This is a genomic window from Kitasatospora sp. NPDC043949, assembly GCF_056435365.1.
The window spans coordinates 1-12,657 of the sequence record NZ_JBWKEQ010000046.1; the positions used below are offsets into that span (position 1 = coordinate 1).

The 12,657-nt window shown below is 77.3% G+C and carries 6 protein-coding genes; all 6 read right to left on the bottom strand.

Going from position 1 to position 12,657, the window contains the following annotated elements:
* Positions 1-112: 112 nt before the first annotated feature.
* Positions 113-2,998, bottom strand: a complete 2,886-nt coding sequence (locus AC07AL_RS29590) for a condensation domain-containing protein (protein ID WP_478318819.1) — start codon at positions 2,996-2,998, stop codon at positions 113-115.
* Positions 2,995-4,812, bottom strand: coding sequence for a non-ribosomal peptide synthetase (locus tag AC07AL_RS29595; RefSeq protein ID WP_478318821.1), 1,818 nt, complete (start codon positions 4,810-4,812; stop codon positions 2,995-2,997). Before AC07AL_RS29595 ends, AC07AL_RS29590 begins: the two co-directional genes overlap by 4 nt.
* Before the next feature lie 74 nt (positions 4,813-4,886).
* The gene (locus tag AC07AL_RS29600) at positions 4,887-6,680 is read right to left on the bottom strand and encodes an AMP-binding protein (protein WP_363582761.1); all 1,794 of its coding nucleotides are present in this window, start codon (positions 6,678-6,680) and stop codon (positions 4,887-4,889) included.
* A 47-nt stretch (positions 6,681-6,727) separates the two neighbouring features.
* The gene (locus AC07AL_RS29605) at positions 6,728-7,903 is read right to left on the bottom strand and encodes an acyl-CoA dehydrogenase family protein (protein WP_363582759.1); all 1,176 of its coding nucleotides are present in this window, start codon (positions 7,901-7,903) and stop codon (positions 6,728-6,730) included.
* Positions 7,900-11,010: a non-ribosomal peptide synthetase gene (locus tag AC07AL_RS29610; protein WP_478318824.1), complete on the bottom strand. Its 3,111-nt coding sequence runs from the start codon at positions 11,008-11,010 to the stop codon at positions 7,900-7,902. The genes AC07AL_RS29605 and AC07AL_RS29610 overlap by 4 nt, the downstream gene beginning before the upstream one ends.
* Before the next feature lie 320 nt (positions 11,011-11,330).
* Complete coding sequence (locus AC07AL_RS29615) at positions 11,331-12,605, bottom strand: non-ribosomal peptide synthetase (protein WP_363582755.1); 1,275 nt, start codon at positions 12,603-12,605, stop codon at positions 11,331-11,333.
* Between the last annotated feature and the right edge of the window lie 52 nt (positions 12,606-12,657).

Here is a 12,657-nt window from a genome sequence, read left to right on the forward strand (position 1 = left end):
CCCCCCCCCCCCCCCCCCCCCCCCCCCCCCCCCCCCCCCCCCCCCCCCCCCCCCCCCCCCCCCCCCCCCCCCCCCCCCCCCCCCCCCCCCCCACGACGCGGAGCGGTGCAGGTCAGCCGACCATCGCCGCCAGGACGGTGCGCCAGTCCTCGCCCGGCTCGGGGCTCAGCGGGGCGGCGAGGGTCTCGGCGCGGTAGTGCCAGGGGCGGCGGAGTTCGGGATCGGCGTCGGGGCGCAGGTCCAGCGGGCTGCCGGAGTCGAGCAGGCGCACGAGCTCGCCGGTGAAGTCCGCCCAGGAGACGTGCCCGTTGACGGCGTTGACGATCCGGCCGGCCGCCGGGTTTCCGTCGGCGACGCAGGCGGCGAGCGCGCGGGCCAGGGCGGCGGAGTGCACCCAGGCGGCGCCGTACCAGGCGGAGCGGTCGCCGGGGGCGGGGGCGGGCAGGGCGATCGGACGGCCGGCCAGGGCGGCCTGGTAGAGGTCGCCGGTGGAGCCCCAGCGGAGCTGGTCGCGCAGGCGCTGGTGCGGGCCCCAGACGATCGGGGCGCGGACCACGGTGGCCGGGCCCCGGCCGGTGGCGGCCGCCTCGAACAGGATGCGCTCGCAGTCCAGCTTGGCCTGTCCGTAGGGGCTGACCGGTTCGCCGGTCGGGCCGCCTTCGGGGATGTCGGTGCCGGACGGGCGGCCGTAGGCGTCGATGCTGCTGACGAAGACGAACGGGCCGCCGCGCCAGCCCTCGACCAGGGCGCGCATCGCGGCGAGGTCGACGGCGTGCTCGGTGAAGGTGCAGGCGGCGTGGATGACGGCGTCGACACCCTCGACCGCGCGGCGCAGGCTGTCGAGGTCGGCGAGGTCGCCCTCGGCCAGTTCGGCGCCGTGCAGGGCGGGCAGGTGGGCGGACTCGGGCCGGACCAGGGTCCGGACCGGGCGGCCCTGGGCCATCAGTTCCTGGAGGACGGCCGCGCCGACACCGCCGGTGGCGCCGGTGAGCAGCACGGTGCCCGCGCGGGTGCGGGTACCCGGGCGGGAGCCGGTGCGGGCGGGGGCGGCGCGGCGCTCGTCCTCGCGGGTGGCGAGCAGGGCGGCGAGGGCGCGCGGGGTGCGCTGCTCCAGCACGTCCAGGCCGGTGAGCGGCAGGCCGGTGCGGGTGCGCAGGCGTTCGGCGAGCTGGACGGCGACCAGGGAGTGGCCGCCGAGGGCGAAGAAGTCGCCGTCGGCGGGCGGGGTGGTGCCGAGCAGTTCGCCGAAGGCCGTCCGGACGGTGTCGAGCGGGCCGGACCGCTCGGGGGCGGTCGGGGCCGCGCCGGGCAGCCGGCCGCGGTCCGGGGTTCCGTCGGCGTGCCGGGGCAGCCGGTCCAGCAGGGTGACGGCGGACGGCAGGTGGGCGGGGGCGAGGTGGCGGCGCAGTGCGGCGCGCAGTTCGACGCCGGTCGGGGCGACCGGGCCGCGCACCACGGCATAGGCGAGCGGCGGGCCGTCGGCGGTCTCGACGACGGCCGCCTCGACCACCCGGGAGTCGGCCGACAGTGCGGCGAGGGCCGGGTGCTGGGCGGTGGCCAGGCGGGTGCCGGGGAGCGCGGAGAGGGGCTGGTCGGGGTCGGCGGCGACGGCGGCGAGCAGGTCCGCGAAGGCGGTGAGCAGTTGCTCGGCGGTGGTCTCGTCGAGGGCGTCCCGGTCGTGCTGGACCAGGCAGCGCGGCTGCGGGCCGTCCTCGACCAGCAGGGCGAGGCCGAACTTGGCCAGGCCCAGGTCGAGTTCGACGTCCTCGGCGGTGAGGCCGGGCAGCGTGAGCGGCTCGGCGGGGTGGACGAGGTCGCAGCTGACGGACAGCAGCGGGGTGCCGTCGGCGCCGCGGGCCGCCGCGCCGAGCCGCTCGACGATCAGGTCGAACGGGATCTCGTGGTGCTGCTGCGCGTCCAGCAGCGCGGTCCGGGCCCGTCCGAGCACCTCGGTGAAGGTGGGATCGCCGGCCAGGTCGGCGCGCACCGCGAGGGTGTTGACGCCGAGGCCGACGGTACGGCGCAGCTCGGGCCGCAGGCGCTGGCCGCTGGCGCAGCCGAGGGTGAGGTCGGCCTGGTCGGCGGCGGTGCGCAGGGTGGCGAAGGCGGCGGCCAGGACGACGGCGAACAGGGTGGCGCCGTGCCGGGCGCCGAGCCGGCGCAGGCCCTCCACGGTGGCGGGGGCGAGCGGGGCGGCGTGCAGGGTGGCCCGGCGCTCGCGTGCCCCGGGCGGGGTGGGCCGCAGCAGCGCCAGCGGGCGGGCGCCGGCCAGGTGTCGGGCGCGGGCGTCGGCGGCGCTGGTGAGTTCGGCGTCGCGGGTGCGCTCCTCGCGGGCGTACTCGGCGTACGACGGTCCGGGCGGCGGGAGTTGGGGCGCCACGCCGTCGCGGGCGGCGGCGTAGAGGGCGGCCAGGTCGGCGGCGAGGACGGGCAGCGAGCCGCCGTCGACGGCGATGTGGTGGATGTTCAGGAGCAGGGTGTGGTCCTGCGGGCCGTGCCGCAGCAGCAGGGCGCGCAGGACCGGGCCGGTGGCGAGGTCGAAGGGGCGGGCGGCCTCGGCGGCGAGCAGGGCGGGGGCGTTGTTCCCGGCGCCGTTCTCCCAGGTGGCGTCCACCGTGCGCAGCGGCACCGGGGTGACCGGGTCGGTCTGCTGGTGGGGCTGGTCGCCCTGGCGGCCGTAGCGGGTGCGCAGGACGGCGTGGCGCTCGGTGAGGCCGGTGAGGGCGGTGGCGAGGGCGGCGGGGTCGAGCGGTCCGCGCAGGCGGGTGGCGAGCGGGACGTTGTAGAGGGCGCCGCCCTGGCCGAGGTGGTCCATCAGCCACATCCGCTGCTGGGCGTGCGAGAGCGGGGCGGGGCCGGCCGGGCCGTCGCCCTGGCCGGTCGGCGCGCTCTGCGGGGCCGCCGGGCGCCCGCCCGCGGCGGGGCGGTTGCGGCGGGCGCGGCGCAGCAGGTCGGCCTGGTCGGCGGTCTGGTCGACGGCCGGGTGCTCGGCGGTCATCGGGTGGCTCCTTGCGGGGTGTCGTCGTGCGCGGCGCGCAGGGCTCGTTCGAGCAGGTCGGCCTGGCCGGCGACGGTGGGGTGGCCGAGGAAGTCGGCGAGCGAGAGTTCGACGCCGAGGTCCTCGCGGAGGTCGTCGACGACCCACATGGCGAGCAGCGAGTGGCCGCCCTCGGCGAGGAAGTCGGCGGCCGGGTCGGTGATCGGGCGTTCCAGGGCGCGGGTCCAGGCGGTGGCGACGGCCTGCTGGATCGGGGTGAGGGCGGCGGCGGTGCCGGGTCCGTCGGCGGCCGTCTCGTCGGCGGCGGCGAGGGCGCGGCGGTCGATCTTGCCGGTACCGGTCAGCGGCAGGGCGGCGAGTACGGTCCAGGCAGTGGGCACCAGGTGGGCGGGCAGCCGGTCGGCGAGCCGGGCACGGAGGGTCTCGACGGCCGGTCGGCTGCCGTCGGCGAGGACCAGGCAGGCGGTGAGCGCGGCGTCGGTGTGGCCGGGCCGTCGGACCACGACGGCCGCCTCGGCGACCTCGGGGAACTGCAGCAGCGCGTGCTCGACCTCGCCGGGTTCGATCCGGAAGCCGCGGACCTTCACCTGGTCGTCGGTGCGGCCGTGGAACTCCAGTGCGCCGTCGGGGCGTTGGCGGACGAGGTCGCCGCTGCGGTAGGCGCGGCCGGTGCCGGGCAGGTCGCGGAAGCGCTCGGCGGTCAGCTCCGGCCGGTCCAGGTAGCCCTGGGCGAGCCGGCCGCCGGCGATCCACAGTTCGCCGACGGTGCCGGGCGGCACCGGTGCGAGCTCCTGGTCGAGGACGAGGGTGCGGGCGCCGCCGAAGGGCCGGCCGATCGGGACCGGGCCGGTGGTGCAGTCGGCCGGGGTGATCCGGTGCAGGGTGGTGAAGGTGGTGGCCTCGGTCGGCCCGTAGACGTTGAAGAGTTCGAGCCAGGGGAAGGCGCGCAGCACCGCCCCCGCGTACTCGGGCGACAGGGCTTCGCCGCCGACGGCCAGGGAGCGCAGCACACCGAAGATCCGGGACTGCCGGGCGGCCAGGTGGTGGAACAGGGCGGTGGTGATGAACACGGTGGTGACGCCGAACCGCTCGATGTCGCGGACGAGTTCCTCGGCGGTGGGCCGGTCGGACGGCGAGACGGCGACGGCGGCGCCGCGCGCCAGCGGGGCCCACAGTTCGAAGGTGGAGGCGTCGAAGCTGATCGTGGAGTGGAACAGGACCCGGTCGCGGGGGCCGAGCGTGAACGCGTCCTGGGCGGTGACCAGGTCGGCGACGGCGCTGTGCGGGACGATGACGCCCTTGGGCCGGCCGGTGGAGCCCGAGGTGTAGAAGAGCAGGGCGGGCGCGGCCGGGTCGGCGGCGTCGGGGGCGGCCGCACCGATGGCGTCGGGGCCGTTCCCGGCCGGGGCGGCGGGCTCGGCCAGGACGAGGGTCGAGGTCAGCGCGAGGGTCTGCTCCTCGGCGAGTCCGGCCTCGGCGAGCAGCGTCTTGTCCCCGAGGACGAGCCGGACTCCGGCGTCCCCGGTCATCTCGGCGATGCGCTGGCGCGGGTAGGCCGGGTCGATCGGGACGACGTGGGCGCCGGTCCGCCAGATCGCGAGCTGGGCGACGACCAGGCGGGTGGAACGGGCGCAGAGCAGGCCGACGGCGCTGCCGGCGCCGATTCCCCGGGCGGTCAGGGTCGCGGCCAGCCGGGCCGAGGAGTCGACGAGTTGACGGTACGTCAGAACGGTGGAGCCGTCGGTCACGGCGAGGGCGTCGGGGCGCTCCTGGGCGTGCCGGGCGATCAGGTCCGGGAGGGTCGCGGTGGGCATGGTGGGTCCCTTCCGGGCGCCCCGGCCGCGAACGGCCGGGGCGCCCTGCGCAGGTCGTACGGGCGGGCGGGCGGTCAGACGGCGGCGGCGGCGGTCGGCTGCCGTTCCGCCACCAGCCGGGCGACGGCCCGCAGGTCGGGCTGGCGCAGCACCAGGGGCGCGCGCAGCCGCACCCCGCACTCCTCCTCCAGGGCCTCCAGCAGCCGTGCGGCGGCGAGCGAGTTGCCGCCCGAGGCGAGGAAGTTGTCGCCGGGCCCGAGGTCCGCGCGGCCGAGCAGGTCGCGGCACAGGCGCAGCACGGTGCGCTCGGTGGGCGTGGCGCCCTCCTCCGCCGCGACCGGCTCGTCCGCCGTCGGGGCGAGGAGCAGGGCGGCGCGGTCGACCTTGCCGTTGGCGTCCAGCGGGAAGGTGTCGACCAGGCGGACGGCCGACGGGACGGCCTGCTCGGGCAGCCACGGCCGGACCGCCGCCAGCAGCTCGTCGGCGTCGGCCGCCGAGGACCCCTCGACGGTCTGGACGAAGGCGAGCAGCCGGACGCCGCCGGTGGGCGCCGGGGCCGCGGCCACCACGGCCCGGCGCACCCGCGGGTCGCGCTCGAACGCGGCCTCGACCTCGGCGGGTTCGACCCGGACGCCGCTGACCTTGACCTGGTCGTCGAGCCGGCCGTGGAACTCCAGCACGCCGTCGGCGCGCATCACCACTCGGTCGCCGCTGCGGTAGACCCGGTCGATGCCGTCCACGCCGGGCGGCACGCCGACGAAGCGCCGGGCGGTCAGCTCGGGGTCGAGGTAGCCGGCGGCCAGGCCCCGGCCGCCGATGCGCAGTTCGCCGGCCTGGCCGCGCGGCACCGGTCGGCCCTCCTCGTCGGTGACCAGGACGACCGCGCCCGGGACGGGCAGCCCGATCGGCGGTGCGCCGGCGCCGTGGTCGAGGCCGGGCGCCATGGTGTGCACGGTGGTGGTGACGGTGGCCTCGGCGGGACCGTAGGCGTTGTGGACGGCCGCGGTGACGTCCGGGCCGGGGGCGCGGCGCAGCCGGTCGCCGCCGATGGTGAGGTGGCGCAGTGCCAGCCCGTCCGGCCACCCGCGCGCCAGGATCGGTTCGGCGAGCGGGGTGGGCAGGATGCTGACGGTGACGCCGGCCTCGCGCCACCAGTCGGTGAGCGCGCCCGGGTCCCAGCGGACGGCCTCGGGGGCGAGGGTGAGCGCGGCGCCGGAGGTGAGGGTGGCCCACAGCTCCAGGACGTGCGGGTCGAAGGAGACGCCGATCAGCAGGCTGTGCCGCTCGCCGGGGCCGAGGCCGGTCAGCTCGCGGTACCAGTGGAGCAGCGCGCCGAGGGCGGGTTCGCCGACGGCGACGGCCTTGGGGGTGCCGGTCGAGCCGGAGGTGAGCACCGCGTAGTGGGTGCCGGCGGGCACGTGGACCTGCTCGCCGGGGACGAACGCGGCGACCACGTCGCTGGCCGGGTCCAGGTCGAGCGCCAACTGCTCGCCGCCATGCGGCAGTCGGGCCGGGTCGCCGACCAGGCAGGCGGGCCGCAGCTGCTCGGCGACGGCCTGGAGCCGGCGCTCGCCGGGGCGCGGGCCGAGCGGCAGGTGGACGGCGCCGAGCTTGGCGGTGGCGAGGGTGACGGCGGCCAGGGCGGCGGAGTGGCCGAGGCAGACGCCGACCAGGTCGCCGGGGCGGATCCGGTCGCGCAGCGCCGCGGCCACCGTGTCGGCGAGGCGGTCGAGTTCGGCGTAGCTGTAGGTGCGGGCGCCGTCGATCAGGGCGGGCGCGTCCGGGGTCCGGTGCACCCAGGTGGCGAACAGGTCGAGGACCGCGCCGTCCTGGTGCGGGCGACCGTATTCGATGCTCAGGGTTTCCATCATCGTCTCCAGGTGGTTCAGGCCGTTGACAGGCCGTTGACGGACTGTCAGTTCAGGCCCATGGAGCGGGCGATGATCACCTTCTGGACCTCGGAGGTCCCCTCGATGATCGTGGTCATCCGCACGTAGCGGTACAGGAACTCCAGCGGGTGGCCGCGCACCCAGCCGGTGGCGCCGTGCACCTGGAGCGAGCGGTCCACCGCGCGCACGGCGGTCTCGGAGGCGGTGAGCTTGGCGAGCGCCGCGTTCTCCGGCGCCTCGGTGCCGTCGTCGACCAGCCGGGCGCAGGCGAGGGTGAGCAGCTTGGAGCACTCCACCTCGGCCCGGGTGGCCACCAGGTGCTCCTGGACGTGCTGGTACTCGCCGATGACCTTGCCGAAGGCGCGCCGCTCGCGGGCGTACTCGACGCCCATGCGCAGCGCGTACTCGGCGATGCCGTTGCACATCGCGGCGACGACCAGGCGGCCCCGGGAGAGGCTGTCCATGGCGAGGGCGGTGGCCGCGCCGACGCCCTCCTCGCCGCCGATCACGGCGTCGGTGGAGACGGTGACCTGGTCGAGCAGCAGCTCGAACAGCGGTTCGCCGGACATGCCCTCGTAGCGCTGGCCGATCCGCAGGCCGGGCTGGTCGATCGGGAGGACGAAGGCGGTGGCGCCGGCGGTGGGCCCGGCTCCCTCGCCGAGGTCGGTGGCGGTGACGACGAGCACCAGGCCGGCCCGGTCGGCGTTGCTGACGAAGGTCTTGCGGCCGTTCAGCACCCAGCCGTCGGCGGTGCGCACGGCGGTGGTGGTGAGGCGGAACGCGTCGGAGCCGGCGTGCGGCTCGGTGAGGGCGAGGCAGCGGGTCTGCTCGCCGCGCACCAGCGGCACGAGGTGGCGCTCGATCTGCTCGGGGGTGCCGTGCCGCAGCAACGGGCTGGGGCCGTCGGAGCCGGCCAGGGCGTACGGCGCGAGCGGGCAGCCGCTGCGCCCGGCGGCGTGGTGCAGCAGGACGACGGCGGTGAACGGCATGTCGGCGCCGCCGAGTTCCTCGGGGTAGTCGCCGGCGTAGAAGCCGAGCGCGGCGGAACGCTTGCGGACGTAGGCGCGCAGTTCGGCGGGCACCTCGTCGGCGGTCTCGGGCAGTTCGGCGGCCAGCGGGACGAGCTCGCGGCGGACGAAGCTCTCGAACGCGTCGACGAGTTCGCGGTGGCCGTCTTCGAGGACGGCGGAGGGGGCGGTCATGCGCGGTCTGCCTTTCCGGGGTGCTGGCCGGTGAGCGCGCTGGCCTGGTCGGCCAGGACGGCGTGGCGGAACAGGGTGCGCAGCGGCGGGCGGCTGCCGAGGTGCGGCTCCAGCCAGGCGGCGAGCTGGGCGGCGAGCAGCGAGTGGCCGCCGACCTCGAAGAAGTGGGACTCGGCGGTGAAGCGGTCGTGGCCGAGCACCTCGCGCCAGGCGGCGGCGATCAGTTCCTGGCCGGGGTCGGCGAAGGCGCTCTCGGCGGCCGGGGCGGCCTCCTGGGCGGGGGCCTCGTCGGCGAGCCGGGCGAGGGCTGCGCGGTCGGGCTTGCCGCCGGGCAGGGTGGGCATCGTCTCGACGGCCGTCCAGGTCGCGGGGACGAGCCCGCCGGGCAGCCGCTGGGCGAGCGCCGCGTGCAGGGCGGCCTGGTCGGGGCGGTCGGCGCCCTCCAGGAAGCCGATCAGGCGCGGGCCGGCCTGCGGGTCGGTGTGCAGCACCACCGCGCAGGAGCGCCCGCCGAGTTCGGCGGAGGCCGCGGCCTCGATCTCCTCCAGTTCGATCCGGTGGCCGCGGAGCTTGACCTGGTTGTCGGCGCGGCCGAGGAAGCACAGCCGACCGCGCAGGTCGCGGTAGCCGCGGTCGCCGGTGCGGTAGACGCGCTCGCCGCCGAGGGCGGGCACGGTGACGAAGCGGGCCGCGGTCGGCTCCGGCAGGCCGAGGTAGCCATCGGCCAACAGGTCTCCGCTGACGGCGAGTTCGCCGACACAGCCGGCCGGGAGCGGGCGCAGCGCCTCGTCCAGGACGTGCAGGCGCACGCCGTCCAGTTCCGCGCCGAGCGGGATCTCGCCGTCCTCGGCCACGTCGGCGGCGGTGACCTCGTACACGGTGGAGGTGACGGTGGCCTCGGTGACGCCGTAGGCGTTCAGCACGGTGGTCGCCTCGGTCAGGCCGGCCAGCGCGCGGGCGGGCAGGCGCTCGCCGCCGAGGACGAGCAGCCGGGGCGCCCAGCGGCCGTCGCGCAGCGCCTCGCGCAGGTCCTCGCGGACGGCGAGCAGGTAGCTGGTCGGCAGGTTGGCGACGGTGACGCCGCGGGCGGCGAGCACGGCGACGAGCTCGGGCCCGGTGGGCACCTCGCGCTGCGGCACGACCAGGGCGGCGCCGGCGGCCAGCGCGGGCAGCACCTCCTCCAACGCCACGTCGAAGGACGGGCGGGCGAACAGCAGCACCCGGTCGGCGGGGGTCAGTTCGTAGCGGGCGGCGATCGCGGCGACGTACCCGGCGAGCGCGTCGCGGCCGACCAGGACGGGCTTGGGCACGCCGGTGGAGCCGGAGGTGTGGATCAGGTAGGCGGCGCCGTCCAGCACGGCGGCGGGCTCGGCCTTGGGGAAGGCCGGGCCGTCCAGCAGCGCGGGGGTGACGCCCTCGGCGGGCAGGGCGAGCGCGCTCTGCCGGGTGGCCAGCACCAGGGCCGGGGCCAGCCGGTCCAGCAGCAGGCCGAGCCGGGCGGCCGGGTCCTCGGCGGACAGCGGCGCGTACACGGCGCCGTACCGCAGGCAGGCGAGCAGGGCGACGACGCTGTCCACGCCGCGCGGCAGCACGGCGGCGACCGGCTGGCCGGGGGTGACGCCGGCGGCGCGCAGGCGTTCGGCCAGCTGGGTGACGCGGCGGTCGAGCTCGCCGTAGCTGAGGCGCTCGGTGCCGGCGATCATCGCGATGGCCGTGGGGTCGTGGGCGGCGGCCGGGTCGAGACCGGCCCGGGCGACGGCGGTGGCGGGTTCGGCGGCCGGGGCGGGGTCGAGCGCGGCGAGCGTGGCCTCGGGCCGGTCGAGGTAGCAGCGCAGCAGCTGGAGCAGGCGGTCGGCCAGCAGGGTGGCCTCGGCCTCGCCGAACAGGTCGGCGTCGTAGTCCCAGACCAGGGTCATCCCGGCGCCGCCGTGCTTCTCGCCGACCACCCGGCGGTCGTCGGGCAGCAGCACCAGGTCGAGGTCGAAGCGGGTGGTGCCGGTGTTGAAGCCCTCGTACAGCGAGACTTCGAGACCGGGCGCCTGGACGTCCGGCAGCGCGGCGTCGTGCGCGCTGAACATCACGTTGAACAGCGGGTTGTCGGCGCCGCCGGTGTGCAGGCCGAGCCGGCGGGTCAGCTCCTGGACCGGCAGGTCCTGGTACGGCAGCGCGCGCAGCAGGACGTCGGTCACCTCGTCGACGGCCTCGGTGCCGGGGGCGGCCGGGTCCAGCCGCAGGTGCAGCGGCACGGTGTTCACGAACATGCCGACGGTGCCCTCGAAGCCCTCCGGGCGGTTGCCGACGGCGGTTCCGACGACGAGCTCGCGGTGCCCGGAGTGCCGGCGCAGCAGTTCGGCGAAGAGCGTGAGCAGGGTGCTGAACGGGGTGTGCCCGTCCTCCTTGCTGCGGGTGCGCAGCCGCTCGGCGAGGTCGGCGCCGATCGCCTGGCGCATCTGGCCGCCGCGGTGGCGGCGCACCGCGCCGGGGTTGGCCAGCCCGGGCAGGGTGACCTCGCGCGGGGCGTCGGCCAGCTCCCGCAGCCAGAAGGCGAGCGCGCGCTCGCGGGCGTCCGGGTCGACGGCCGTGCGGGCGTGCTGCTCGTACGAGGGCGCCTCGGGCAGCTGGTAGGGCTCGCCGAGGACGTGGGCGCGGTAGACGGTGAACAGGTCGCGCAGCAGGATCGCGAAGGAGTGGCCGTCGTGGACGAGGTGGTGCTCGACGTGGATCAGCCGGTGGTGGTCCGTGCCGAGGCGCACCAGGTGCCAGCGCAGCACCGGCGCCTTCTCGGTGTCCACCGGCTCCTCGGCCTCGGCGGCCAGCAGCTCGCGGAAGGTGGCCTCCGGGTCGGCCTCGGCGGCGAAGTCGCTGCGGCGCAGCGTCGGTTCGCAGTGCTCGGCGACCCGCTGGCCGGGCAGGCCCTCCGGGCGGGCGACCAGTTCCAGGCGCAGGCCCGGGTGGTGTGCGAGGACGGCGGCCAGTCCGGCGTGCAGCGCGTCCTCGTCGAGGGTGCCCCAGAGGTCGAGCACGGCGGTGAAGTTGTACGCACGACTGCCGGGCAGCATCTGCTCGTGCAGCCAGACGATCTCCTGCGAGGAGGAGAGCGCAAACATCGGTGACTCCCTTGTGTGGTGGGCGTGTTGGCCCTGTGGTGGCGGGGCGGGCGTGGATGGCCCGGCCCTGGTTCCGGGCACGCCGGGGTGGTGGCGCGGCCCGGCGGTCGGTGTGGGGGCTCGGTGGCGGCTTCGGTCCGGGGCGGGTCAGGCGTCCGGGGCGGGCGTCCTGATGCGGACGTCCGGTGCAGGTCCGGTACGGCTTCGGGTCGGGTCCGGGGCGGCTTCGGGTCGGGTACGGATCAGGCGTCCGGAGCGGGCGTGCGGATCAGGCGTCCGACGCGGGGTCAGGCCGGGAAACGGGGTCAGGCCGGGGCGGGTCAGGCCGCCCGCAGGTGGCGGCGCAACGTGGCGAGCAGGTCGTCGAAGGCGGCGGTGGCGGCGTCCTCGGGGAACCGCTCGCGGTCCCAGGCGAGGCGCACCAGCAGGTCGTCGCCGTGCGAGGCGGCGACCGCGAACGGCGCGGCGAGCGGCCGCCCGGCCAGGTGGGTCTCCCGGCCGGGCACGCCGCCGAACACCAGCGGCGGGCGGCGGTGCAGGTCCTCCAGGGTGAGCATGCCGTCCAGGGCGCCCGTCCACGGGGCGCCGGCGGTGCGGGCGGCCCGGACCACCTCGTCGAACGGGGTGTCGGCGTGGTCGAGGTCGTCCCACCAGGCGTCGGCGAGGTCCTCCAGGGCGGCGGCCGCGCCGGGTGCGGCGGGGTGCACCAGGGTGTTGAGGAAACAGCCGAGCGCGGCGGGCGCACCCGGCGGGCGGCCGCCCCACGGGTAGCCGAGGGCGAGCTGCCCGTCGGTCCGGTGCAGCCGGTGGGCGGCGGCCGCGGTGGCGTCCAGCAGGGCGGGGAAGATAGCGGTGCGAGCGGCCCCCTCGGCGGCGGGCAGCCGGTGGCTGAGCATGCCGGTGGAGCCGGCCGCTCCCCCGCCCGTCCCGGTGACGCCGCCGAGCCTGCGGCCCCAGTGGGCCTGTGCGGCGGGGCCGGCGGCGGCGTCCTCGGCGGCCAGTTGCCGTTCGACGGCCTCCCGGTAGGCCGCCAGGGCGTCCTGGTCGGGGGCGGCGACGGCCTCCTGGGCGTGGTCGTCCCGGGCGTAGGCGTCGGTGAGGTCGGCGGTGAGGATGCCGAGCGACTGCTCGTCGCAGGCGGCGTGGTCCACCGCGAGGGCGAGCAGTTCCTCCTCGCCGTCCGGCTCCCGGGCCACCAGCAGGCGCAGCGCGGGCCCGTCGGCGGGCCAGTCCAGCAGGGCCTCGCGCAGGGCGGAGCGGGCGGTACCGCCGGGCGGGACGGCGATCCGGGCGGCCTCGGCCGAGGGGGCGCCGACCCGCAGGACGGGCGTGCCGCGCACCGTCCCGAAGCCGCCGCACAGCGCCGGGTGCCGGGCGGCGGTGGCGGCGGCGGCGCGGGCCAGCCGGGGCAGGTCGAGGGTGCCGCCCGGGTAGGCGTGGAACAGCGGGACGACATCGGGCCGGCCCTGCGGCGCGAGCCTGCGGGTGATCAGGAAGCGCCGCTGGGCGCCGGTGAGCGGGAGCAGATCCATCGGGGAGTCGGCGGCGGCGGAACGGTACCGGGCGAGGTAGGCGGCGGTGATGCTGGCGTGCACGGAACGGTCTCCGGTTTCCGGTTTCGGTTCGGTTCGGACGTCAGGCGGCGGG

Coding starts and splice junctions, on each gene's coding strand:
- AC07AL_RS29590 (WP_478318819.1), bottom strand. CDS start 2,998: ATGACCGCCGAGCACCCGGCCGTCGACCAGACCGCCGACCAGGCCGAC.
- AC07AL_RS29595 (WP_478318821.1), bottom strand. CDS start 4,812: ATGCCCACCGCGACCCTCCCGGACCTGATCGCCCGGCACGCCCAGGAG.
- AC07AL_RS29600 (WP_363582761.1), bottom strand. CDS start 6,680: ATGGAAACCCTGAGCATCGAATACGGTCGCCCGCACCAGGACGGCGCG.
- AC07AL_RS29605 (WP_363582759.1), bottom strand. CDS start 7,903: ATGACCGCCCCCTCCGCCGTCCTCGAAGACGGCCACCGCGAACTCGTC.
- AC07AL_RS29610 (WP_478318824.1), bottom strand. CDS start 11,010: ATGTTTGCGCTCTCCTCCTCGCAGGAGATCGTCTGGCTGCACGAGCAG.